The 24,681-nt window shown below is 69.7% G+C and carries 20 protein-coding genes; 4 read left to right on the top strand and 16 right to left on the bottom strand.

The features are described from left to right. Positions 1 to 46: 46 nt before the first annotated feature. Together gltX and CFK38_RS09580 are read right to left on the bottom strand one after the other, a co-directional pair. The gene (gene gltX, locus CFK38_RS09585; protein WP_096802869.1) at positions 47 to 1,567 is read right to left on the bottom strand and encodes a glutamate--tRNA ligase; all 1,521 of its coding nucleotides are present in this window, start codon (positions 1,565 to 1,567) and stop codon (positions 47 to 49) included. A 46-nt stretch (positions 1,568 to 1,613) separates the two neighbouring features. Then, entirely contained in the window at positions 1,614 to 2,390 is a 777-nt protein-coding gene (locus tag CFK38_RS09580) for a fumarylacetoacetate hydrolase family protein (protein WP_096802868.1), read from the bottom strand. Between the two features lie 133 nt (positions 2,391 to 2,523). Between CFK38_RS09580 and CFK38_RS17155 the strand changes: the two genes are divergently transcribed. Together CFK38_RS17155 and CFK38_RS09575 are read left to right on the top strand one after the other, a co-directional pair. Beyond that, positions 2,524 to 2,700 carry a hypothetical protein gene (locus CFK38_RS17155; RefSeq protein ID WP_157773432.1) on the top strand — a complete coding sequence of 59 codons (177 nt, stop codon included), beginning with the start codon at positions 2,524 to 2,526 and terminating at the stop codon, positions 2,698 to 2,700. 150 nt (positions 2,701 to 2,850) lie between these two features. Further along, positions 2,851 to 3,528, top strand: coding sequence for a PH domain-containing protein (locus tag CFK38_RS09575; protein WP_096802867.1), 678 nt, complete (start codon positions 2,851 to 2,853; stop codon positions 3,526 to 3,528). 201 nt (positions 3,529 to 3,729) lie between these two features. Here the strand turns inward: CFK38_RS09575 and CFK38_RS09570 are convergent, their stop codons facing one another. Then, entirely contained in the window at positions 3,730 to 4,272 is a 543-nt protein-coding gene (locus CFK38_RS09570) for a DUF2199 domain-containing protein (RefSeq protein WP_157773431.1), read from the bottom strand. 178 nt (positions 4,273 to 4,450) lie between these two features. Between CFK38_RS09570 and CFK38_RS09565 the strand changes: the two genes are divergently transcribed. After that, complete coding sequence (locus tag CFK38_RS09565; protein WP_096802865.1) at positions 4,451 to 5,434, top strand: 3-methyladenine DNA glycosylase; 984 nt, start codon at positions 4,451 to 4,453, stop codon at positions 5,432 to 5,434. 21 nt (positions 5,435 to 5,455) lie between these two features. After that, positions 5,456 to 8,017, top strand: coding sequence for a DEAD/DEAH box helicase (locus CFK38_RS09560; protein ID WP_096802864.1), 2,562 nt, complete (start codon positions 5,456 to 5,458; stop codon positions 8,015 to 8,017). A gap of 78 nt (positions 8,018 to 8,095) precedes the next feature. On the opposite strand, the gene CFK38_RS09555 is transcribed toward CFK38_RS09560, so the two are convergent. From CFK38_RS09555 to ilvC, 13 genes are all read right to left on the bottom strand, one after another. Beyond that, entirely contained in the window at positions 8,096 to 8,404 is a 309-nt protein-coding gene (locus CFK38_RS09555; RefSeq protein WP_096802863.1) for a hypothetical protein, read from the bottom strand. Positions 8,405 to 8,502: 98 nt separating this feature from the next. Next, positions 8,503 to 8,787: a DUF6457 domain-containing protein gene (locus CFK38_RS09550; protein WP_096802862.1), complete on the bottom strand. Its 285-nt coding sequence runs from the start codon at positions 8,785 to 8,787 to the stop codon at positions 8,503 to 8,505. After that, positions 8,787 to 9,518, bottom strand: a complete 732-nt coding sequence (gene narI, locus CFK38_RS09545; protein WP_096802861.1) for a respiratory nitrate reductase subunit gamma — start codon at positions 9,516 to 9,518, stop codon at positions 8,787 to 8,789. The genes CFK38_RS09550 and narI overlap by 1 nt, the downstream gene beginning before the upstream one ends. After that, complete coding sequence (gene narJ / locus CFK38_RS09540) at positions 9,515 to 10,336, bottom strand: nitrate reductase molybdenum cofactor assembly chaperone (protein WP_096802860.1); 822 nt, start codon at positions 10,334 to 10,336, stop codon at positions 9,515 to 9,517. Before narJ ends, narI begins: the two co-directional genes overlap by 4 nt. Continuing rightward, a complete protein-coding gene (narH, locus tag CFK38_RS09535) occupies positions 10,336 to 11,973 on the bottom strand; it encodes a nitrate reductase subunit beta (protein ID WP_096802859.1) in 1,638 nt (545 codons plus the stop codon). Before narH ends, narJ begins: the two co-directional genes overlap by 1 nt. Positions 11,974 to 12,008: 35 nt before the next feature. Continuing rightward, the gene (locus CFK38_RS09530) at positions 12,009 to 15,761 is read right to left on the bottom strand and encodes a nitrate reductase subunit alpha (protein ID WP_096802858.1); all 3,753 of its coding nucleotides are present in this window, start codon (positions 15,759 to 15,761) and stop codon (positions 12,009 to 12,011) included. 63 nt (positions 15,762 to 15,824) lie between these two features. After that, on the bottom strand, positions 15,825 to 17,048 hold the full coding sequence (locus tag CFK38_RS09525) for an MFS transporter (RefSeq protein WP_096802857.1): 1,224 nt from the start codon (positions 17,046 to 17,048) through the stop codon (positions 15,825 to 15,827). A gap of 249 nt (positions 17,049 to 17,297) precedes the next feature. After that, complete coding sequence (locus tag CFK38_RS09520) at positions 17,298 to 17,840, bottom strand: glycine cleavage system transcriptional repressor (protein WP_096802856.1); 543 nt, start codon at positions 17,838 to 17,840, stop codon at positions 17,298 to 17,300. A gap of 48 nt (positions 17,841 to 17,888) precedes the next feature. Then, positions 17,889 to 19,517, bottom strand: coding sequence for a citramalate synthase (gene cimA, locus CFK38_RS09515; protein ID WP_096802855.1), 1,629 nt, complete (start codon positions 19,515 to 19,517; stop codon positions 17,889 to 17,891). 5 nt (positions 19,518 to 19,522) lie between these two features. Next, positions 19,523 to 20,614 (bottom strand): branched-chain amino acid aminotransferase, encoded by a 1,092-nt coding sequence (locus tag CFK38_RS09510; RefSeq protein ID WP_096802854.1) that lies wholly within the window; start codon positions 20,612 to 20,614, stop codon positions 19,523 to 19,525. Positions 20,615 to 20,663: 49 nt separating this feature from the next. Then, positions 20,664 to 21,761 (bottom strand): 3-isopropylmalate dehydrogenase, encoded by a 1,098-nt coding sequence (locus tag CFK38_RS09505; protein ID WP_096802853.1) that lies wholly within the window; start codon positions 21,759 to 21,761, stop codon positions 20,664 to 20,666. 35 nt (positions 21,762 to 21,796) lie between these two features. Continuing rightward, entirely contained in the window at positions 21,797 to 23,404 is a 1,608-nt protein-coding gene (gene serA, locus CFK38_RS09500; RefSeq protein WP_096802852.1) for a phosphoglycerate dehydrogenase, read from the bottom strand. A gap of 170 nt (positions 23,405 to 23,574) precedes the next feature. Further along, positions 23,575 to 24,606 carry a ketol-acid reductoisomerase gene (gene ilvC / locus CFK38_RS09495; RefSeq protein WP_096802851.1) on the bottom strand — a complete coding sequence of 344 codons (1,032 nt, stop codon included), beginning with the start codon at positions 24,604 to 24,606 and terminating at the stop codon, positions 23,575 to 23,577. Positions 24,607 to 24,681 lie beyond the last annotated feature (75 nt).

Genomic DNA, 24,681 nt, shown 5'->3' with positions numbered 1-24,681 from the left:
GATGACGCTGTGAGGCTGAGCACCCCGCCCCACAGCGCCCAGCGGCTCAGACCTCCGCGGCGAGACGGTCGCGCAGGGAGCGCAGGCGAGCCAGGCTCGAGGCCCTGCCCAGCAGCTCCATCGACTCGAACAGCGGCGGGGAGATCCGGCGGCCCGAGATCGCGCTGCGCAGCGGCCCGAAGGCCAGACGCGGCTTGATGCCCATCTCCTCGATGATCGCCGCCCGGAGCACCTCCTCGAGCGCGGCGGCGGCGAAGGAGTCCTCGGGGACCGCATCGATCTCGGTGATCGCCCGGTCGAGCACGGCGACCGGATCATCACCGAGCTTCTTCAGCGCCTCGTCCTGGACCACCAGGTCCTCATCGGCGATGAACAGGAAGCCCATCAGGTCCGGCGCCTCGCCGAGCAGGTTCATGCGGGTCCGCACCAGCGGGGTGGCCGCAGCGACCAGCGCCCGCTGCCCCTCGGTGATCTGCTCTCCCAGCACCCCTCCGGCCTGGAGGTACGGGAGCAGTCGCTCGGCGAGCTCCGCCTCCGGCAGCAGCCGGATGTGGTCGGCGTTGATCGCGGTGGCCTTCTTGAGATCCACGCGGGCCGGGTTCGGATTCACGTCCGAGGCGTCGAAGCGCTCGACGAGCTGCTCGCGGCTGAAGATGTCCTCGTCGGCGCTGAAGCCCCAGCCCAGCAGTGCGAGGTAGTTGACCATGCCCTCGGGGGTGAAGCCCTGGTCCCGGTAGTGGAACAGGTTGGCCTGCGGATCGCGCTTGGAGAGCTTCTTGTTCCCCTCCCCCATCACGTACGGCAGATGGCCGAACTCCGGGACCCGCTCGGCGACGCCGATCTCGATCAGCGCCCGGTACAGGGCGATCTGCCGCGGGGTGGAGGACAGGATGTCCTCGCCGCGCAGCACGTGCGTGATCCGCATGAGGGCATCATCGATCGGGTTCACCAGCGTGTAGAGCGGCTTCCCGTTGGCGCGCACCACCACGAAGTCCGGGGTGGAACCGGCCCGGAAGGTGATCTCGCCGCGCACCATGTCGGTGAAGGTGAGGTCCTCCTGGGGCATCCGCAGGCGCCAGGTGGGTTCGCGCCCTTCCGCGCGGAAGGCGGCCTTCTGCTCCTCGGTGAGCTCGCGGTCGTAGCCGTCGTAGCCCAGCTGCGGGTCACGGCCCGCCGCCCGGTGCCGCTCGACGATCTCCTCCGCGGTGGAGAAGGACTCGTAGATGTGGCCGGAGGTCTTGAGCTGCTCGATCACACCCTGATAGATGTCCCCGCGCTGGGACTGGCGATACGGGCCGTCCGGTCCCCCCACCTCGACGCCCTCGTCCCAGTCGATGCCGAGCCAGCGCATCGCGTCGAGCAGCTGAAGGTAGGACTCCTCGCTGTCGCGGGCGGCGTCGGTGTCCTCGATCCGGAAGATCAGCTTGCCGCCGTGGTGGCGGGCGTGCGCCCAGTTGAACAGGGCGGTGCGCACCATGCCCACATGCGGGGTGCCGGTGGGGCTGGGGCAGAAACGGACCCGGACCTCATCGGTCGGGGTGGGGCTCGGGGCGGGGACGGTGCTCACGCGGGGGACTCCTGGACTGGTCGGGAGGGTGGGGGCGGCATGCCGCTCAGCGGCGCACGATGGGGTTCGACAGCGTGCCGATGCCCTCGATCGTGATATCGACGGTGGAGCCGGCGGGGACGGTGCGAACGCCGGCGGGAGTGCCGGTGAGCACCAGGTCGCCGGGCAGCAGAGTGACGACGGAGGAGATCTCGGCGATCAGCTCGGCGACGGAGCGGACCATGTCCGCCGTGGAGCCCTGCTGTGCCCTCTCGCCATCGACGGTGCTGGAGATCGCGAGGGACGCAGGGTCCAGATCGGTCTCGATCCAGGGCCCGATCGGGCAGGAGGTGTCGAAGGCCTTCGCGCGGAACCACTGATTCTCCGCACGCTGGGCATCCCGGGCGGTGAGGTCGTTGGCACAGGTGTACCCGAGCACATGGTCCGCGACCTGCTCGGGGGTGACGTCCTTGGTCATCTGCTTGATGACCACGGCGAGCTCCGCCTCGAGGCTGACCTCCTCGGAGTAGGCGGGCATCACGACCGGGTCACCCGGTCCGACGACGGCGGTGTTGGGCTTGAGGAAGAACAGTGCCTGCTCGGGCAGCTCGTCCCCCATCTCGGCGGCGTGGGCGGCATAGTTCTTGCCGACACAGACCACCTTCGAGCGGGGGATGACGGGGGCCAGCAGGCGCACGTCCTGAAGCGGCACGATGGTGCCCGTGGGGCGGATCTCTGTGTACAGGGGGTCGCCGGTGATCCCGTAGACCATGTCCTGGCCGTCCTTGGGCTGGACGATGCCGTACATGGGATCGTCACCGGTGGTGAATCGAGCGATGCGCATGCGCGCCAGTCTAGGTCGTCGCCCGGCCGCGACGTCCCGCACCGACATCCCGCACCGCGACGCATCACTGCGTGCACGTCCGCATTCCACCTCGATACGATCGCTGCACCGTCCATAGTCAGGGGAGCAGCGCATGACGACCTCTCAGATCTCTGAGCACGAGCGCTCGCTGCTGGCTGCGGAGGCGCTCGCCAGCGACCTGGCCTCGACGCCACGCCTGCTGACGACCCTGACCGATGAGGAGCTGCTCGCACTGACCGGGCCCGATCGATCGGGTGAGAGACACCCCTGGATCGACGGACTGCGGTAAAGGGTTCCGGGCTATGGCCTGGAGGAGGCAGTCCTCTCCGGGGCGCGGTCCCTCCGTGCCCGTTGGCTCACGGCGCCCGAAGCGGCCCTCGCCCCGCGCGAGAGGCGTGCCCGGATCGGCGAAGGCTCCGCCGTGCGAGCAGGTCTGGTCGTGACCGGCATCATCGCGCGACGAGCATGCTCCCGGCGGCGCCTCACCGTCGGCCGCGAGAGCGATCCGCGCGGGCTCACCGTGATCTTCTACGCCGACGTCGACGGATCCGTGCTCCAGGAACAGGTCTCCGCGGACGGTCTGCATCATTTCCTGATCCAGGACCTGGAGTCCGCCCTGCGCGCCCTGCGGAGCCTGCTCGAGGAGGACGACGAGCACGTCGGCGAGGGTGGCGACGCCCGGAGCCTCGTCTCGGGAGGCTGGGAGGAGGTGAGCACGGCGCTCCTGGCCCTGCTGGTCCCGCAGCGGCCGCACCTCCTCCTCGCAGCCGTCGCCCTGATGCTGCTCATCGTGCTCGGCGGCGCGGTCGGCCTGCTGCTGCGCCCCGCCTTCCGGGTGACCACCGCGGGGATGGAGGTGCGCGGATATCTCTCCACACGTCGCCTCGACTGGCCCGAGGTGGCGGTCATCGCGATCGATCGCTCGGTGATGAACCGGGGCGCCGTCGTCATCGTCGCCAGGGACGGCAGGCGCGTGACGAGCGCGCTGACGGGCTCCCGCTTCGCGCTGTACCGCGGGGAATCAACGTTCGAGAACGGCCCGGACCTGCTGCAGCCCGCGCGCCCTGCGCGCGCCGCGATCGACACCCACCGCCGCTGGCTGCACGGGGCGCTCTGATCCCGGCTCGCCGGCGATCCTGATCCCGGCGGTGCCGACGACGAGACGGCACCTCCACCCACCGGCGGGCCCATGCCGCACTCGCAGCTGATGGAATCGATCCGGCTGTACGGCACCGAGGTGATCCCTCGGGTGCGCGAGCTGCTGTCGGAGCAGACCGGGCCACCTCGGCGTTCGACGAGAGCAGAGCGCGCGGCGACCTCACCGCTGCGGGTCGTCCAGCAGCATCGAACGGATCCGCAGCTCGGCCTCCCGCCTGCTGACGCCCTCGCGTGCTTCCTCCACCAGCGGATGCCCGCATCCCGCCTCCGGCGTGATCACCGGAGGCAGCCGACCGGGGGCGCTCACCCGCACCGGCACCGACAGCGAGTCCCCATGACCGGGAAGCTCGCTGGCGAGCGTGCCGCGGAAGTCGCCGCGGTACCGCGGATGCTCCCAGTGCTCCACCAGATCGAGGTAGTCGTTCTCCTCCACCTGCACCCACGGCACATAGATCAGCCGCGACCCACCCCCGTGCACGGCCAGGGACAGGAACCCCGTCAGGAAGCAGTCGACCGAGCGGCCGTTGTCGATCAGGCACAGCTCGTCCGTGGACCGGGTGCGCATCAGCTGCTCCCAGGGGCTCATCCGCAGGAACGCCTCGGGGCGGCCGAACTCGATCAGGGGCCAGGGATTCGCCGCGGTGCCGTCCGCCCCCTCATGGCGGCGGCCGCAGCCGGCGCAGTCGTAGTCGATGCCTGGCATCTGGATCGCCCTCCCCACCAGCGACACCCTGCCGCTCGATGACGACCACGCTAGGAACCGCCGGTGGGCCGAGGCCACGAGGCGCGTCCCGATGTGGACGACGAGCGCATGGGGAGGGACCGTGGGGCTCGTAGAATGGCTCCCTCTTCCACCCCGCACGCCAGGAGGTCCCGTGAGCATGTCGACCCTCGTCGCTCCGGTGCGCGTGCTCTCGGTCGCACAGGTCGCGACCGCTCGCCGCGCGCACCAGGAGCGTGCCGACGCCCTCACGGCGACCCACCGTGCGCGCAGGGCCCGGGGTGAGAAGCATGCCGTCGAGGACTTCCTGTTCACCTACTACCCCTTCTCCGCCGCACGGCTGCGCCGCTGGCACCCGGGCTGGGAGATCGCCTACGACGCGGCGGCCGACGAGGACGGGGACGGGACGAGCCTGATCGCGGACGTCGACGGGACCGGACGCCGCTCCTGGTACCTCGACACCTCCGACGACCATCCCGGCCCGGTGGTTCGGCGCCGTGCGGACATCGCTCGATTCCTCGCCGAGCGCGGCGAGGCCCTGGACTTCATGACGCGACTGCTCTCCGCCTCCTCGCTGACGCACCGGCGGCCCGAGTTCGGCTGCTTCGGCCTGCACGAGTGGGCGATGGTGCACCGGGTGCCCGACGGCGAGCAGCGCCACGAGGACCTGCCGCTGCGGCTCTCCCCGGCGGAGACCGACGCGGTGGTGGAGCGGGAGAAGCTGGTGTGCTCCCACATCGACGCCTTCCGGTTCTTCACCCCGTCGGCCGCGCCCCGCAATGCGTCCGAGCCCACGCGCGCCGCACAGGTCGACAACGACAATCCTGCCTGCCTCCACGTCGGGATGGATCTGTACAAGTGGGCCATGAAGCTCACGCCGCTGGTGCCCTCCTCGCTCGTGCTGGACTGCTTCGAGCACGCCCGCGAGACGCGGGTGCTGGACATGGAGGCGAGCCCGTACGACGTGCGTCCGCTCGGCTTTGGGGTGGTGCCGATCGAGACGCCCGCGGGCAAGGCCGAGTACGTGCGGCGTCAGCGGGCGCTGGCCGGGAGGGCCGACGCGCTGCGGGAGCGGCTGCTGACGGTGGTCGCGCCGCTCGCTGCGAAGGGCCGTGATGTGCGCAGGGGGTCCGGCACCGGCTGAGCTCCCTGGCAGACTGGGAGCATGTCGATCCTGATGCCGTTCCTGCCCGAGAGCTCCGCCGATGCCGGACAGGACGCGATCGTCGACGGTTTCGTCGAGGCCCAGGAGTCCGTCGGCCGCACCCTGTACCCGCACCAGGAGGAGGCGCTGCTGGCGATCGCGGCCGGTGACCACGTCATCGCCGCCACTCCCACCGGGTCCGGGAAGACCACGATCGCGTACTCCGCGCTCTTCGCCGCGATGGCCCGTGGGGAGCGCTCGTACTACACGGCCCCGATCAAGGCGCTGGTGAGCGAGAAGTTCTTCGACCTGGTCTCCCAGTTCGGGGCCGAGAACGTGGGCATGATGACCGGTGATTCGGCGGTGAACCACGACGCCCCGATCATCGTGTGCACCGCCGAGATCTTCGCCAACCATGCCCTGCGCGACGGCCCGGGCAGCGACGTGGGCATGGCGGTGATGGACGAGTTCCACTACTACGGCGATCCGCAGCGCGGCTGGGCCTGGCAGGTGCCGCTGGTCGAGCTGCCCGACTGCCAGTTCGTGCTGATGAGCGCGACCCTGGGCGACGTCGCGCGCTTCGTCGACGACCTCGAAGAGCGCACCGAGCGGGACGTGAGCGTCATCGACGACGCCCCGCGCCCCGTGCCCCTGGACTTCCGCTGGTCCCTCGAGCCGCTGCCGGAGACGATCCAGACGATCCTCACCGATCGCGATGCCCCCGTCTACATCGTCCACTTCACCCAGAAGGATGCTCTCGACCAGGCTCAGGCGCTGCAGGGCCAGAAGATCCTCGGCCCCGGGGAGAAGGAGCGGATCCGCGAGATCATCGGAGACTTCCGCTTCTCCAAGGGCTTCGGCCAGATCCTCTCCCGCCTGGTGCGCGAGGGCATCGGTGTGCATCACGCCGGGATGCTCCCGAAGTACCGGCGCCTGGTGGAGAAGCTCGCCCAGTCCGGGCTGCTGAAGATCATCTGCGGCACCGACACCCTCGGCGTGGGCATCAACGTGCCGATCCGCACCGTGCTGCTGACCGGGCTGGCGAAGTTCGACGGCAAGCGGATGCGCCTGCTGAACGCGCGGGAGTTCCACCAGATCGCGGGCCGTGCGGGGCGCGCCGGGTACGACACCATCGGTCACGTGGTGGTGCAGGCGCCGACCTGGACCATCGAGTTCGAGAAGGAGCGGGCCAAGCATCGGCTGCGGGAGGAGGCCGGCACGGTCTCCAACAATGCCAAGAAGCGCAAGAAGGAGCCCAAGCCCCGGGTCCCCGAGGGCGCGATCTCCTGGTCCGAGGCGACCATGACCAAGCTGGTCGAGAACGCCCCCGAATCGCTGCGGCCGCATCTGAAGATCACCGCCGGCATGGTGCTGGCCCTGATCTCGCGGCCGGGGGATGCGATCGCCTCCGGCCGGCACCTGATCATGACCAGCCATCAGACGACGGGTCAGAAGCTCGCGCTGGTCAAGGACGCGGTGGAGATCTTCCGCGGGCTGCGGGATGCGGAGATCATCGACGTGCTCGAGGGCCCGGACCACCTCGGCCGACGGTTCGCGCTGGTCGAGGACCTGCAGCTGGACTTCACCATGAACCAGCCGCTGGCGCCCTTCGCGATCGCGATGATCGACTCCCTGGACGAGGAGTCCGGGTCCCTCACCCTGGACACCGTCTCGATCATCGAGGCGATCCTCGAGGACCCCCGCCAGATCCTGCTGGCACAGCAGAACGCCGCCAAGGGCGAGCTGCTGGGAGAGCTCAAGGCCGACGGGGTCGAGTACACCGAGCGGATGGCGCGGTTGGACGAGGTGTCCTGGCCGAAGCCGCTCGCGGAGGATCTGGAGGGGGCGCTGGAGATCTATGCGCGCTCCCGGCCGTGGGTGCGGACCGACGACCTCTCCCCCAAATCCGTGGTGCGCGAGATCTACGAGACGGGGCAGACCTTCAGCGAGTTCGTGCAGCGCTACGGCCTGCAGCGCTCCGAGGGCATCGTGCTGCGCTATCTCTCCGATGCCTACCAGGCGATGCGCCGCACCATCCCCCAGGACCTGCGCACCGAGGGGCTCGAGGACATGATCGAGTGGCTCGGCGTGCTGGTGCGGGGCATCGACTCCTCGCTGCTGGACGAATGGGAGGCGCTCACCCATCCGGAGGAGCTCGAGGAGGACGGCGCCTCCGAGATCCGGCCCAGCACCCCGCGGGGGCTCTCGGCACAGACGAAGGTGCTGCGCACGATGGTGCGCGCCGCCATGTGGCAGCGCATCGAGCACTTCGCCTTCGAGCGGGAGGCGCGTCTGGCGGAGCTCGACGGCGACTCCGGCTGGGACCGGCCCCGCTGGGCCGCGGCGATGGACGACTACTACGACACCTACGACCACGTCGGCATCGACGGTCCGGCCCGCTCCCCGCAGCTGCTGCAGATCACCGAGGAGTCGAAGGTGTGGAGGATCCGCCAGGCGTTCGCCGACCCCGAGGGCAACCATGACTGGGCGATCGAGGCCGAGCTCGACCTCGAGGCGACCGACGAGAGCGGTGAACCGGTGCTGGCCATCACGCACGTCGGGGAGGCCTCGAGCCGGCCGTGAGCAGCGCAGCAGGCCGGCACCCCGAGGGGCGCCGGCCTGCGATGAGCGATCCGTCGTGCAGTGCGGATCAGTCGGGGATCACTGGGGGTTGATCTCCACCTGCGGGTTGATCTCCACCTGCGGATTGATCTCGACCTGCGGGTTGATCTCGACCTGCGGATTGATCTCCACCTGCGGGTTGATCTCCACCTGCGGGTTGATCTCCACCTGCGGAGTGGTCTCCACCGACTGCACGGAGGGCTTCTGCGGGTTGATCTCGACGGCCGAGGCCGCCCCGGCACCGGCGATGCCCAGTGCCACCCCCAACGTCAGTCCCCCGGCAAGTCTCGCGGCACGCCCGGTCCAGCGGCGAGCGCCCGCACTCGGCACGTCCTTGTCAGCAGTCACAGCATTCATCCTCTCGAGGCAAGGGAGCGGTGTCAGGGAAGTCCGCAGTGTCCAGGATACCCGTTGTGACAGTTACCACAAGGTCTCTTCGTGATCGGTCATCCGACGCCGGGGGCCTGGAGCGTCGCACCGGTGGCCTCCTCGACCGCGGCGCAGGCCTCCTCGAGGCTCGCTCCGCGGGCGACCGCCGCGCCCACCAGGAAGGCGGAGATCGGTGCCATCGACCGCTGGACACCCTCGGCGACCACTCCGGTCATCAGATGGACCCGATCCACATCCAGGTCCACGCACTCCACGTCCAGCTGCGCGGAGACCCGGTCCACCCACGGCTGCAGGGTGGTCGCCCAGTCCTCCTGGAGGGTCACCGGTGGCTTCGTCGCCATCAGAACTTCACCTTCTCCCAGCCGCGACGCTCGGCCTCCTTGCGAGGGTCCTTGCTCCGGTAGACGATGTACGGCCGGGTCAGGTACCCCAGCGGTGCGGCGAAGACGTGCACCAGGCGGGTGAAGGGCCAGATCCCGAACAGGGCGATCGCGCTGAGCACGTGCAGCTGGAAGAAGAGCGGCGCCTGGGTCATCAGCTCGACGGAGGGCCGCAGGGTCCAGAACTGGCGGAACCAGATCGAGACGCCCTCGCGGTAGTCGTAGGTGCCGAAGGCCGTGTGCACCACGGTCGCGAGCACGCCGCACACGATGGTCATCGCCAGCATCAGGTACATCAGCTTGTCCCCGGCGGTGGTGGCTCCGAAGACCCGCCGGTTGGTGCGCCGCCGGTACAGCAGGATCAGCAGCCCGCCCACGCACGCCACCGCTGCGGCGAGGCCGATGATGATGGCCATCAGGTGGTACATGTGGTCGGTGACCCCGAAGAAGCGCGTCCAGGACTTCGGGATGCCCAGACCCACGACATGGCCGAGGAAGATCCCGATGATGCCGTAGTGGAACATCGGGGAGCCGATCGAGAGCAGCTTGGACTCGTAGAGCTGACTGGAGCGCGTGGTCCAGCCGAAGCGGTCCTGGCGGAACCGCCAGATGTGCCCGAGCACGAACACGGCGAGCACCATGTAGGGGAACACCACCCACAGCAGCAGCTGGAGCGTCGTCGCGTCGATCATGAGGGTCGTCCTCTCAACAGGTCCACGGGGACAGGTCCGGGGGCGGCGGAATCGGAACCGCAGCCGCTCGAGGCGAAGGTCTGCCCGGCGAGGTCTCCCGCATCACCGTCGAGCCCGTAGCCGTCCAGGCCCACGCTCTCGTCCTCGGGGCCCTCCTCGGCCAGCTTCAGCACCGCTGCCCGATCGTCGGCATCCAGCGGCGGCAGGGTCGCGCACAGCGCCACCAGGGTGCCGTGCCATGGCGAGGAGATGTCCGCCAGGTGCAGGCGCAGCAGCTCGACTCCCGGACGGTTCGAGCGCAGGATCTTCGCACCCCGCTCGGCGTCATGGGCCGCGCCGAACTCGAGCACCACCGGCAGGTGGTCCGGCAGCTCCTCACTGCCGATCTCGAGCCCCGCGGTGCGGAAGTCCTGCTTGATGCGCAGCAGCGCCATCCCTCGGCGGCGGGTGTCGCCGTGGCTGAAGTAGGTCAGGTGCAGGCACCCCCGGCGGCGGGTGTCGAAGGTGTCGACGTACTCCTCCTGGACGGAGACCGCATCCCGTTCGATGAGCAGGTCGATGGTGCGCAGCAGACCGCCCCGCGCCGGCTCCGGCAGGTCCGCCGCCAGCTGACGCACCAGGGGATAGCGCGCCAGGGCCTCCTCGTCCGGATAGGTCAGCAGCCAGGACACCGCGATCCAGGTGACCCGCATCTGCTCGGTGCTCATCCCGGAGGCGTGCAGCAGATCCTTCGGCGCGCGACCGCGCGCCGGCAGGGTCGCCGTCGTCCCGGCGCCGGCATCGCTGCGTCGGCTCAGCAGGCGTGCGAGGGCGCCCATCAGATGCTCCCCGTCGCAGGAGCCGGGAACAGCCCGTCGGGCCGTCCGTTGCCGTCCCAGTTCAGCAGGTTGATCCGTACGCCCTCGGGGCGCTCGACGGCGTTCTCCTGCCGTTTGCTGGAGAATCCGGGGCCGGACATCCCCATCGAGTCCTCCGGCAGGGACATGCTGCTCATGCCGGGACCGCCAGGGGCGTTCAGCGGGCAGTCGGTGCCGGTGGACTCGAGATCATGGGCGGACTCGTGATGCCCCACCGGGATCACGTAGCGGTCCTCGTACTTCGCGATCGCGAGCAGGCGGTACATCTCCTGCATCGTCTCGCCGTCCATGCCGACGGCGTTCGCGATCCCCTCCCGGGGCTCGTTGCCGAGGTTGATGTCGCGCATGTACGAGCGCATCGCGGCCATCCGGTACAGCACCCGCTCCACCGTGGGGACGTCCCCCGCGGTGAACAGGTTCGCGAGGTACTCCACCGGGATCCGCAGCGCGTCGATCGCGGCGAACAGGCTCTCCGCGTCCTCGGCGTCGTAGCCGGTGTCCCGGACCACGTCCACCACCGGCGACAGCGGCGGGATGTACCAGACCATCGGCATCGTGCGGTACTCGGGGTGCAGCGGGAGCGCGACCTCGTACTCCTTGATGAGCTTATAGGTCGGGGAGTTCTGCGCGGCGAGGATCCAGTCGTGGTGGATGCCGGCTGCCTCGGCCCCGCGGATCACCTCGGGGTCGTGCGGGTCCAGGATCACTTCCATCTGGGAGCGGTAGAGGTCCTGCTCATCGGTGACGGAGGCGGCCTCGGTGACCTTGTCCGCGTCGTAGAGCACCAGGCCGATGTAGCGCAGGCGCCCCACGCAGGTCTCGGCGCACACCGTCGGCTCGCCCTGCTCGAGGCGGGGGTAGCAGAAGGTGCACTTCTCGGCCTTGCCGGTCTGGTGGTTGAAGTAGATCTTCTTGTACGGGCAGCCGGTGATGCACATGCGCCAGCCGCGGCAGCCGTCCTGGTCCACCAGGACCACGCCGTCCTCCTCGCGCTTGTAGATCGCGCCCGAGGGGCAGGAGGCCACGCAGGTGGGGTTCAGGCAGTGCTCGCAGATGCGGGGCAGGTAGAACATGAAGGTCTGGTCGAACTCGAACTGGACCTTGTCCTCGATGCCCTTGAGCATCGGGTCCTTGTCCTTGTGCAGGTAGGTGCCGCCGAGGTCGTCGTCCCAGTTGCCGGACCACTGGATATCCGTGCGCTCACCGGTGATCAGCGACTTCGGGGGCGCGGTGGGGATGGTGTCCTGCTGCGCCGGGGCGTGGAGCAGGTTGTCGTACTCATAGGTCCACGGCTCGTAGTAGTCCTCGATGCTGGGCAGCTTCGGGTTCGAGAACAGCTGCATGAGCTTGGTGAGGCGGCCGCCCGCCTTGAGCTTGAGGCGGCCGTTCTTCCCGAGCTCCCAGCCGCCCTTCCATTTCTCCTGGTCCTCGTAGCCGCGGGGATACCCCTGGCCGGGCCGGGTCTCGACGTTGTTGAACCACATGTACTCGGTGCCGGACCGATTCGTCCACGCCTGCTTGCAGGTGACCGAGCAGGTGTGGCAGCCGATGCACTTGTCGAGGTTCATCACCATCGACATCTGGGCCATGACTCTCATCGCGGCTCTCCTTCGCTCTGCGTTGTAGGTGGGGCTCAGTACTCGACGGGGGCGGTGCGCTTGCGGATCATCGTGACCTCGTCCCGCTGGTTCCCGGTCGGTCCGTAGTAGTTGAAGGCGAAGGACAGCTGCCCGTATCCGCCGATGAGGTGGGAGGGCTTGATCATGATCCGTGTCAGGGAGTTGGTGATCCCGCCCCGCTTGCCGTCCCGCTCGGTCAGCGGCACGTTGACCGTGCGCTCCTGACCGTGGTGCATGAAGGCCGTGCCCGGGGGCATCCGGTGGGAGACCACGGCGCGGGCGGAGACCACGCCGTTGCGGTTGGTGACCTCGACCCAGTCGTTGTCGGTGATGCCGACGGCCTCGGCGTCCTGCACGCTCATCCAGATGTTCTGCCCACCCCGGGACAGGTTCATCATGAAGAAGTTCTCCTGGTACATCGAGTGGATCGCCCACTTGTTGTGCGGGGTCAGGTAGCGCACCGAGATGGAGGTGCCATCGCTCTCCCCGATCGACTTCTCACCGAACAGGGCGGTCATGTCCAACGGCGGGCGGAAGACGGGGAGCGCCTCCCCCATCTCCAGCATCCAGTCGTGGTCGAGGTAGTAGTGCTGGCGCCCGGTCAGCGTGTGCCAGGGCTTCTTGCGCTCGACGTTGATCGTGAACGGGCTGTACCGGCGCCCGCCGCTCTCGGAGCCGGACCATTCGGGGCTGGTGATCACCGGAACCGGTGCCGCCTTGGTGTCGGAGAAGTGGATCCGCTTGCCCTCGTGCTCGGCAGCGAGGTCATGCATCGTGGTGCCGGTGCGCTTCTCCAGGGTCTTGAAGCCCTCGGTCGCCATGCGTCCGTTGGTGGTGCCCGACAGGCTCAGGATGAACTCGCAGGCGTGCAGATCGGTGACGAGCTTGGGACGTCCGGCGGCGGGCCCGGTGCGGTGGACGCCGTTGAGGTGGCCGAGCTCCTCGACGAAGTCCTTGACGTCGTAGGTCAGCCCCTTGGTGGTCATGCCCTTCTCCTCCAGCAGCGGGCCGATGGAGGTGTACTGGGCGTGGATCTGGGTATAGTCGCGCTCGACCTCCACCAGGGCGGGCATGGTCAGGCCCGGGACCGCCTCGCACTCGCCCTTCTTCCAGTCCCGCACCCGGCCGTGCGGGGTGGCCATCGCCCCGGGGCTGTCGTGCTGCAGGGGGGAGGCGACGACGTCCGTGCGGGTGCCCAGGTGCGTCTCGGCGAGCTGGCTGAAGCGCTCCGCGATCGTCGACCAGGTCTCCCAGTCGGTGCGTGATTCCCAGGGGTTGGAGATCGCCGGGTTGAAGGAATGCACGAAGGGATGCATATCGGTGGTGGAGAGGTCGTGCTTCTCGTACCAGGTGGAGGCCGGCAGCACCACGTCGGAGTGCAGGGTGTGGCTGGTCATGCGGAAGTCGAGGGTGAGCATCAGATCGACCTTGCCGATCGGCGCCTCCTCCCGCCAGCGCACGTCCTGGGGTCGGAGGTGCTCGGGGGTCTCCTCGCCGGTCGCGGAGCTGTCCACGCCCAGCAGGTGGCGGAAGAAGTACTGATCTCCCTTGGCGGAGGAGCCGAGGGTGTTCGCACGCCAGATCGACCAGATCTTCGGGTGGTTCTCCGGGGCGTCCGGGTCCTCGGCGGCGAAGCTGATGCCGCCGTTCTTGAGCTGGTCGACCAGGTACGGGATCGTCTCCTCCCCCGCTGCCGCGGCGCGGTCGGCGACGTCCAGCGAGCTGATGTCGAACTGCGGGTAGAAGGGCTGCCAGCCCAGCCGCTGCGAGAGGGCGATGGCGTCCGCCGTGGTCATGTCCGCGAAGGTGCCGGCCCCGGTGGTCGCGGCCAGGGTGTCCGCGCCGAAGCGGTCGTACCGCCACTGGTCGGAGTGCATGTACCAGTAGGTGGTCTGGGTCATCTGCCGGGGCGGGCGCACCCAGTCCAGGGCGTTGGCCAGGTGTGACCAGCCGGTGAGGGGGCGGACCTTCTCCTGGCCGACGTAGTGGGCCCAGCCACCGCCGTTGACCCCCTGGGTGCCGCACAGGTTGGTGAGCGTCAGGAAGGAGCGGTAGATGGTGTCGGAGTGGAACCAGTGGTTGGTGCCGGCGCCCATGATGATCATCGAGCGCCCGCCGGAATCGATCGCGTTCTGCGCGAACTCGCGGGCGATGCGCGCCACGGCCTGGCCGGGCACGCCGGTGATGGCCTCCTGCCATGCCGGGGTGTAGAGGGCCTCGGCGTCGTCCAGGCCCGTGGCCCACTGGCCGGGGAGCCCCTCCCGGCCCACGCCGTACTCGGCCAGCAGCAGGTCGAAGACGGTGGTGACCAGGCGGCCGTCGACCGTGCGCACCGGCACCCCGCGGGGCACGTCCCCGCGGCCGCCCTGACCCGCGGTGTCGAAGCGGGGCAGCAGCACCTCGGCGACGTCCTGGTGATGGCCCAGCAGCGACAGGGCGGGGTCGAGGTCCCCGAGCTCCAGGTTCCAGCGGCCCTCGCCGTCGGCGGAGAAGCGATGCCCGAGGGTGCCGTTCGGGACGGCGACATCGCCCCGGGCACGGTCGAAGAGCATCGGCTTGAAGTCCGCGTGCTCGGTGGTGGCCTCGGCGGTGCGGTGCTCCCCCGCCTCGCTCGCGACCAGGAACTTGCCCGGCAGCAGGGTGCCGTCCTCGCGGCGCTCGAGCTGGACCAGGAAGGGGAGGTCGGTGTACTGCGTCGAGTAGGACTCGAAGTACGGGACCTGCTGGTCCACGTAGAACTCGCGCAGGATCGTGTGGCCCATGCCCATCGCCAGCGCCGCATCGGTGCCGGGGTGCGGGGCGAGCCATTCATCGGCGAACTTCACCGATTCCGCGTAGTCGGGGGCCACCGAGATGACCTTCTGACCGCGGTAGCGCGCCTCCGTCATCCAATGCGCATCAGGGGTGCGGGTCAGGGGGACGTTCGAGCCCCACATGATCAGGTAGGCCGCGTCCCACCAGTCGCCGGACTCCGGCACGTCGGTCTGGTCGCCGAAGACCTGCGGGGAGGCGGGCGGCAGGTCGGCGTACCAGTCGTAGAAGGACTGCATGGGGCTGCCGATGAGCTGATGGAAGCGGGCTCCGGAGGAGAAGGAGACCTGGCTCATCGCGGGGATCGGGGAGAATCCGGTGGCCCGGTCCGGACCGTACTCCTTGACGGTGTGGACATAGGCGGCGGCCACCATCTCCACGGCCTCGTCCCAGGAGGCGCGCACCAGGCCGCCCTTGCCGCGGGCCCGCTTGTAGCGCATGGCCTTGACCGGGTCGGAGACGATCGCCTTCCACGCCTCGACCGGATCATGGCCCGGGGCCTTCGCCTTCTCCTCGCGGTACAGGCGCAGCAGCTCGGAGCGCACGTAGGGGTAGCGCACGCGGGTGGGTGAGTAGGTGTACCAGGAGAAGGAGGCGCCGCGGGGGCAGCCGCGCGGCTCGTACTCGGGCTTGTCCGGGCCCACGGAGGGGTAGTCGGTCTCCTGGGACTCCCAGGTGATGACCCCGTCCTTGACATAGACCTTCCAGGAGCAGGAGCCGGTGCAGTTCACCCCGTGGGTGGAGCGCACCACCTTGTCGTGGCTCCAGCGCTCACGGTAGAAGGAGTCGCCGCTGCGCCCGCCCACCTTGTGGGTCTCGCGGTTGTCCTCGCTGATCCTCTCCGCGCGGGAGAACATCTTGCGCGCGCCGATGAGGGCATCGAACAGCGGGGAGTCGATCCCGGGGGCGCGCCGGCCGGCGGGGTCCTGCGGCGACTGTCGGTCCTGGATGGTCATGGGTGCTCCTGGTGGGGGCGAGGGTGCGGTCAGCGGTGGCGGAACGGGGCGGGGCCGGTCGGGCTACGGCGCCGCGGAGGTGCTGGCGCGCGCTCCACGGGCGATGAACATGGTGACGACCACGGCTCCGAGCGTCGCCACCAGCAGCATGGCGATGCCGGGCGCGTAGCTGCCCCGGTCGGCATGGATCGCGGCCATCACCAGCGGCGGCACGAAACCGCCGAGACCGCCCGCGGCACCGACGAATCCGGTGACGGAGCCGACGACCGAGGGATCGGAGGTCTGGGCGACCAGCGCGAAGACCGCACCGGAGCCGAGGCCCAGGCCGGCGGCCATCACGATGAAGGCGACGGTGCCGATCGGCATCAGAGCGGGCTGGAAGGTCAGGGTCAGCGCCGCCAGTGCGACCGCGGCGTAGGAGACCAGGAGGGTGTTCGCGGCGCCCAGCCGATCCGCAAGGGTCCCGCCGAGCGGGCGCATGAGCACCGCGACGATCACGAAACCGGCCATCCGGAACGACGCATCGGTGGCCTCGAGCCCATACCAGTTCTGCAGCATCGTGGGCAGGAAGACGGAGAACGCGACATAGCCGCCGAAGGACAGCGCGTACAGGTAGCAGGCCTGCCAGGTGACCTTCAGCTTCATCACGGCGACGGACTGCTCGAGGATGTTCTTGCGCGACGGCTGCCAGGTGGGGGCATCGCGCATGAACAGCCAGCCCACCACCGCGTAGGCGACCAGGGCCAGCGCGGTGAGCACGAAGGGGGCGACGTCACCGATCGAGCTCAGCAGCGGCACGGTGGTGAAGGCGCTGATCGCGGTGCCGCCCATGCCCACGCCGTACAGGCCGGTGGCCATGCCCCGCTTGGCGGGCGGGAACCACGAATTCACATACGGGACACCGATCGCGAAGGTGGTGCCGGCGATGCCGAGGAAGAATCCGCCGAGAAGGAGGGTGGAGTACGAGTACTGACCGACGAATCCGAGAAAGAGCACAGGAATGACGGTGAGCAGCGAGACCAGCGGGAACATGAGGTGCCCGCCGAAACGATCACTCAGGGCACCCATCACGATGCGGCCCAGCGAGCCCACCAGCACCGGGATCGCGACGATCAGCGAGGCATCCGCGGCCAGCCCGCGCTCGACGTAGACGGGGCCGAGCGGGCTCAGCAGCGCCCAGGCCCAGAAGTTCACGCCGAAGCCGATCGTGACCAGGACAAGCGCCCTCCACGCCCCTGGCGGGACGGTGGTGTGCTGTGCAGAGGCGACTGCAGGGGACGTGGTCATCGATGGTTCTCCACGCTCGAGGGCGAGTACGCGAGCCGAGGACTGCCCGGCGGCGCAGCGCGGGAGCATCCCGCACCACCCAAGGGTCCTCGACCGGTGACCCCATCCTAGGGGACTTCGGTCCCGGAATTCAGGTATTCAGGAGAACGCGGACGGCCCCCTGCGGAAACGTCCGCAGTGGGGCCGGGGAATCCTCACGAAAAAGAATTCAGCAATGCCGACGTTTCGATATTCCGCCGCACGGCCGTCTCATTCGGTGGTGTCGAGCTCCAGGTCCACCATCAGCTCGGCGGCGATCGTCTCGAGGGCCTCGCGGACCCCGTCCTGGTCCGCATCGGCCGGCAGGCGCACCTCGGCCTCGGCCTCGAACAGCATGCCGCCGCCCTCCGGTGCTTCCCGGGTCCAGCTGCGCAGCCCGTCGATCGTGGCTCCCTGGGAGCGCAGTGCCGAGGCCACCTCCCGGACCATGCCGGTGCGGTCCTGGCCCAGCAGGTGCAGATGCAGCGCGCTGTGCGGCGCGACCTCGCCGGGGTCACCGGCGACGGTGGCCTCGACCTCCAGCCCCACCTCGTCGGCCAGGGCGGGCAGCGCCTCCAGGAACGACTGCGCGCGCTCATCGGGCAGCTCGACCTGCACGATCCCGGCGAACTTGCCGGCGAGCAGGGCGAGCTGGCTGTCGACCCAGTTCCCCCCGTGCTCGTCGACGGCGGCGGCCAGGGCGGCGACGAGGCCGGGGCGGTCCTCTCCGATGGCGGTCAGCACGTAGGCGGTGGTCGGCGCGTGAGTCGTCATGATCTCAGGGTAGCCTCCAGGGTCACCGGGGACCACGGATACCGGTGCTCAGACCCCGGATTTGAACAGGCCGTAGGTGTAGGCGTCGTAGATCGCCTCCCAGGAGGCTTCGATGACGTTCGGCCCCACTCCCACGGTCTGGAACTCGAGGCCGCGCCCGGAGGTGCGCACGAGCACCCGGGTGGTGGCGTCCGTCCCGTGATGGGCGTCCAGGATCCGCACCTTGAAATCGCGCAGCTCGAACTCGTCGACCTCGGGATGGCGCTCGCGCAGTGCCGCGCGCAGGGCGAGATCCAGGGCGTTGACCGGACCGTTGCCCTCGGCGATCGCCACCTTGCGCTCGTGGGGACCGTCCCCGTCGGCGAGGAGCTTGACCGTCGCCTCGGATTCGAGGGTGCCGTCCCGGCCCAGCTGCGAGATGGCCCGCCAGGACTCCACCGTCGAATAGCTCGGGACCCGCCCGAGCTGGTCGAGCAGGAGCAGCTCGAAGGAGGCATCGGCCGCTTCGTACGAGTAGCCGACCGCTTCGCGCTGCTTGACCGCGGCCGCCAGGCGCGAGAGCAGCTCGGGCTCACCGGCCAGGTCGAAGCCCAGCTCCCGGCCCTTGAGCTCGATGGAGGCCCGTCCGGCCATGTCGGAGATGATCATCCGCATGTCATTGCCGACCAGCTGCGGATCGGTGTGCTGGTAGAGATCGGGATCCACCCGGATGGCGCTGGCGTGCAGACCGGCCTTGTGGGCGAAGGCGCTCGCCCCGACGTACGGGGCGCGCGGGGTCACGGGCATGTTCACGATCTCGCCGAGGGCGTGCGCGATCCGGGTGGCCTCGGCGAGGGTCTCGGCGGGGAGCAGGTCCATGCTCATCTTCAGCTGGAGGTTCGCCATCAGGGTGATCAGGTCCGCGTTGCCGGTGCGCTCCCCGTAGCCGTTGACGCAGCCCTGGACATGGGTGATCCCGGCACGCACCGCGGCCAGCGCATTGGCCACCGCGCAGCCGGTGTCGTTGTGCGTGTGCGCACCGAGGCGGGCGTCGCCCGCTCCGGCCGCCTCGAGGCGCCCGCGCAGCGTCGCGATGATCTCGGTGACCTGATGCGGGAGCATCCCGCCGTTGGTGTCGCACAGCACCAGCACTCCGGCACCCGCTTCATGCGCGGCCACCAGCACGGCGGTGGTGTAGTCGGCGTCGTGGAGGAAGCCGTCGAAGAAGTGCTCGGCATCGACGAACACCTCATGCCCGCGCGCCACCAGATGCGCCACGGTGTCCCGCACCATGGCCAGGTTCTCCTCGGCGGTGGTGCGCAGCGCGCCGGTGACATGGCGCAGATCGGACTTCGCGACCAGGGTGATGGTCGGGGCACCGGAGTCCACGAGCGCCGCGACCTGAGGATCCTCCGCGACGGGGACCCCGGCCTTCCGGGTCGCGCCGAAGGCCGCGAGCCGGGCGTGGCGCAGCTCGAGCTCCCCCGCCGCGCGGGCGAAGAACTCGGTGTCGCGCGGGACCGCACCGGGCCACCCGCCCTCGATGAAGGTCACGCCGAGCTCGTCGAGGTGACGGGCGACGGCGAGCTTGTCCGCCACCGAGAGCGTGAGCCCTTCCTGCTGGGAGCCGTCGCGCAGCGTGGTGTCGTAGAGGTGGAATCCAGGGATCGGGGCGGTCGGGGCGGGCGAGTTCGGCATCGGGGTCAGACCAGCCGGGTCAGCCAGCCATGACGGTCCGGGATCCGGCCGTACTGGATGTCGGTGAGCTCGGTGCGCAGGGCGAGGGTGACCTCGCCGGAGCCGCCGTCGCCCACCGTCCAGGAGCCGCCCCGGGCCCGCAGCTCGCCGATGGGGTTGATCACCGCGGCGGTGCCGGCGGCGAACATCTCCGTGATCTCCCCGCGGTCGATCTGCCCCAGCACCTCGCTCATCACCAGCTGCTGCTCGATGACCTCGAGACCGCGGTCGGCGGCCAGGCGGAGGATCGACTCGCGGGTGACACCCTCGAGGATCGACCCGGTCAGCGAGGGGGTGAGCAGGCGACCGTCGGCGGTGACCGCGAAGACGTTCATGCCCGAGAGCTCGTCGATGCTGGAGTGCGTCTCGGAGTCCAGGAACATGACCTCGTCGGCCCCGTTCTCGGCGGCCTCCCGCTTCGCCAGCAGGGAGGAGGCGTAGTTGCCGCCGCACTTGGCGGCGCCGGTGCCCCCGGCCCCGGCCCGCGCGTACTCGTCGGAGATCCACACCACCAGCGGCTGCACCCCGCGCGGGAAGTAGGGACCCGCGGGCGAGGCGATCACGTAGTAGTCCACGCAGTGGGAGGCCCGCACCCCGAGGAACTCCTCGCTGGCGAACATGAAGGGGCGCAGGTACAGCGACTCCTCGCTGGTGGCCTCGGGCACCCACGGCTCGTCCGCCGCGGTGATCGCCATCAGCGAGCTCAGGAAGTCCCCCGCCGGCAGCTCGGGCAGTGCGAGGCGACGCGCGGAGCGCTGCATGCGCTCGGCATTGCGCTCGGGACGGAAGGTCCACACGGAGCCGTCGGCGTGGCGGAAGGCCTTCAGGCCCTCGAAGATCTCCTGGCCGTAGTGCAGGACCGCCGCCGCGGGCGAGAGCTGCACGGGGCCGAAGGGCACGATCTCCGCCCCGCCCCAGCCGTCCTCGAGGGTCCACCGGGCATGGACCATGAAGTCGGTGTAGTACCTGCCGAAGCCGGGCTCGGCGAGGATCCGGGTGCGCTCGTCGTCGTCGACGCGGCGGGCGGTGCTGGTCTGGGTGAAGTCGAGCGCGCTCACGGGGATCTCCTCGAATCGGGGGCAGGGACAGTCTGACAGGACCGGGCGTTCAGCGTCCGGCGATCGCGGCCACCAGGGCCTCACCGATCTGAGTGGTGCCGCGGGAGGCGAGATCCGCGGAGCCGGCACGGGCGGCGAGGTCGTTCTCGACCGCGGCGCGGACCGCCGCCGCCGGCTCGACATGGCCCAGGTGGTCCAGCAGCAGCGCCACCGAGAGCACGGTGGCGGTGGGATCGGCGAGATTCTTCCCGGCGATGTCCGGCGCCGAGCCGTGGACCGGTTCGAACATCGAGGGGAAGGCACCGGTGGGGTTGATGTTGCCGCTCGCGGCCAGGCCGATGCCGCCGCCCACCGCGCCGGCGAGGTCGGTGACGATGTCGCCGAAGAGGTTGTCGGTGACGATCACGTCGAAGCGGGCGGGGTCCTGGACCAGGTAGATCATCATCGCATCGACGTGGGCGTAGTCCACCTCGACCTCCGGATGCTCGGCGCCGACCTGCTCGACGATGCGGCGGTAGAGATGCCCGGCATGGACCAGCACGTTGTGCTTGTGGACCAGGGTGAGCTTCTGGCGGCGACGCTCGGCCTGCTCGAAGGCGAAGCGGACCACCCGTTCGACGCCGACCGCCGTGTTCAGGGAGACCTCGGTGGCGACCTCGAGCTCGGTGCCGGTGCGCAGCGAGCCGCCGTTGCCGACGTAGGGGCCCTCCGTCCCCTCGCGGACCACGACGAAGTCCATCTCGCCCGGGTTCGCCAGCGGCGAGGCGACGCCCGGGTACAGCCGGGTGGGGCGCAGGTTCACGAAGTGGTCGAAGGCGAAGCGGAGCTTCAGCAGCAGCCCGCGCTCGAGCACCCCCGAGGGCACGCCCGGATCGCCGACCGCGCCCAGCAGGATCGCGTCGTGCTCGGCCAGGGCCGCCATGTCCTCGTCGGTGAGCGTCTCCCCGGTGCGGTGCCAGCGGCCCGCACCGAGGTCGAAGTCGGTGGTCTCGACGGTGACGCCGATCGGCTCGAGTGCGGCGCGCAGGGCGCGCAGGCCCTGGGGCACGACCTCCTGGCCGATCCCGTCGCCCTCGATGACGGCCAGGCGCAGAGTGCTCGACTCCGCGGCGTCCGGAGCGGCAGCGCGGGGGGTGGTGGTGCTCATGGGGGTTCTCTCCTCGACGAGATGCAGGACGGGGATCAGTAGACGAGGTCGACGGCGTGGATGGACCGCGCGTCGATGGTGGCGCCGAGCTCCTCGGCGAACTCGCGGTCCACGGACTCGTCGAGGTCCAGGACGACCAGGGCCTCGGCACCGCGGGTGCTGCCTGCGCGGGAGACCTGCATGCCGGCGATGTTGATCCCGGCCTCGCCGAGACGCATCCCGTAGGTGCCGATCAGGCCCGGACCGTCCTCGTAGCGGATGATCAGCAGGTGGTCGCTCAGCGGCACGTCCAGCGCATGCCCGAGGACCTCGATGAGCTTGTGCTCCTGATCCACCCCGCTGAGGGTGCCGGAGACCGTGACGACCTCGCCGTTGCGCAGCGTGCCGCGCAGGCTGACGACATTGCGGAAGCGCTCGGAGGTCTCGTCGGTGACCAGCTGCACGGTGATGCCGCGCTCCTCGGCGAGGACGGGCGCGTTGACGTAGCTGACCTGCTCGGTGACCACCGAGCGGAACACACCGCGCAGCGCGGAGAGCTTGAGAGCGGTGACGTCGCGGGAGGCGATCTCGCCGTGCACCTCGATGTCCAGCAGCTCGGGCGACTCTCCCGCCACCACCGTGAACAGCTGACCGAGCCGATCCGCGAGGGCCACACCGGGACGCACCTCGTCGTCGATGGCGCCGCCGGCGACGTTCACGGCATCGGGCACCAGCTCGCCGGCCAGGGCCAGCCGCACGGACTTCGCGACCGCCACGCCGGCCTTCTCCTGCGCCTCCGCGGTGGAGGCGCCCAGGTGCGGGGTGAGGGTGACGTTGTCGAGGTCGAGCAGCCGCTTCGCGGTCTCGGACGCGGCCGGCGGCTCGGAGGAGTACACGTCCAGCGCGGCGCCGGCGATGCGGTCGCCGCTGAGCGCATCGAACAGCGCCTCCTCGTCGATCAGGCCGCCGCGGGCGGCGTTGACCACATGGAGGGACGGCTTGGCGAGCGCGAACTGCTCGGCACCGATCAGGCCGGTGGTCTCGGGGGTCTTGGGCATGTGCACCGTGACCACATCGGACTCGCGCATCAGCTCGTCGAGCTCGACCACGCGGGCGCCCAGCTCGGCGGCCCGGGCATGGTTGACGTACGGGTCGTAGGCCAGGAGGTTCACACCGAAGGGTCGCAGCCGCTCGGCGACCAGCTGGCCGATCCGGCCGAAGCCCACCACGCCCACGGTCTTGCCCAGCAGCTCGACGCCGGCGAGCTGCTTGCGCTGCCACTTCCCGGCCTTCACCGAGGCGTCGGCGCGACCGAGGTTGCGCAGCGAGGCGAGGATCAGGGCGACCGCGAGCTCGGCGGCGGAGGTGATGTTCGAGGTCGGGGCGTTGATGACCATGACGCCCGCGGTGGTGGCGGCGGGCACGTCCACGTTGTCCAGACCGACCCCGGCGCGGGCGACGACCTTCAGCTGCCGGGCGGCGGCGTAGACCTCGGCATCGACCTGGGTCGCGGAGCGGACCAGGAGCGCATCGGCGTCCTTCACCGCCTCCAGCAGCGCGGCGCGGTCGGTGCCGTCCACGTTCCTGACCTCGATCTCGGATCCCAGGACCTCGACGGTCGCGGGTGACAGCTCTTCGGCGATGAGCACGACGGGACGCGTCACGGGAACTCCTCCGGTAAGGATGGTTGTCGTCGCACGCATCCTCGGGAGCGACGGGTACCGGGACAGCTTAAACCGCTGTCCGCCATGCGGTCAGTCCAGTCAGGATGCGAGACGCACGACGGCGGGTGCACCAGGTCCCGGTGCACCCGCCGCTGTGGGAGAGGGGTCGCTCAGCGCGCGGCGCTGCCCTCGACGTAATCGGAGTCGACCGCCTGGGCGCTCCAGGAGAACATCTTGCGCAGGTCGCGGCCGACGGTCTCGATCTGGTGCGTGGACTCCTCCTCGCGCAGCTTCGTGAACTCGGGCGCGCCGGCGTCCTGGTCCTCGATGAAGCGCTGGGCGAAGGCGCCGCTCTGGATGTCCGCGAGGACGTCCTTCATGGCCTTCTTGGTCTCGGCGGTCACGACCCGGGGACCGGAGACGTAGTCGCCGTACTCGGCGGTGTCGGAGATCGACCAGCGCTGCTTGGCGATGCCGCCCTCGAACATCAGGTCGACGATCAGCTTGAGCTCGTGGAGCACCTCGAAGTAGGCGATCTCCGGCTGGTAGCCCGCCTCGGAGAGGGTCTCGAAACCGGCCTGGACCAGGTGGCTCATGCCGCCACAGAGCACGGCCTGCTCACCGAACAGGTCGGTCTCGGTCTCCTCGGTGAAGGTGGTCCTGATGACGCCGGCGCGCGTGCCGCCGATGCCCTTGGCGTAGGAGAGCGCCAGGTCCCAGGCGGAGCCGGTGGCGTCCTGCTCGACGGCGACGATGTCCGGGATGCCGCGGCCGCCCACGAACTCGCGGCGCACCGTGTGGCCGGGGGCCTTCGGAGCGATCAGCAGCACATCGATGCCCTCGGGGACCGCGATGTAGCCGAAGCGGATGTTGAAGCCGTGGGCGAAGGCGAGCGCCTTGCCCTCGCTCAGGTGCGGCTGGATGGACTCGGCGAAGACCTTCCGCTGATCCTGGTCGGGGGTGAGGATCATGATCAGGTCCGCCCACTCGGCGACCTCCGCCACGGTGCCGACGGTCAGGCCCTCCTCCTGGGCCTTGGCGGCGGACTTCGAGCCCTCGCGCAGGCCCACGCGGACCTCGACACCGCTGTCGCGCAGGTTCAGCGCGTGGGCGTGGCCCTGGGAGCCGAAGCCGACGACGGCGACCTTCTTGCCCTGGATGATGGACAGGTCGGCATTGTCGTCGTAGTAGATCTCAGCCACGTTGTGCTCCTTCGTGATGGGGTACGGGCGATAGGTCGATCCTATCGCCGTGTGTCTTGAATGGTGAGCGGCCGT

Origin of the sequence: Brachybacterium vulturis (assembly GCF_002407185.1) — a bacterium.
Lineage (GTDB): Bacteria > Actinomycetota > Actinomycetes > Actinomycetales > Dermabacteraceae > Brachybacterium > Brachybacterium vulturis.
Note: the sequence above shows the minus strand (reverse complement) of the source record. Positions and strands in the feature narration are given on the sequence as shown.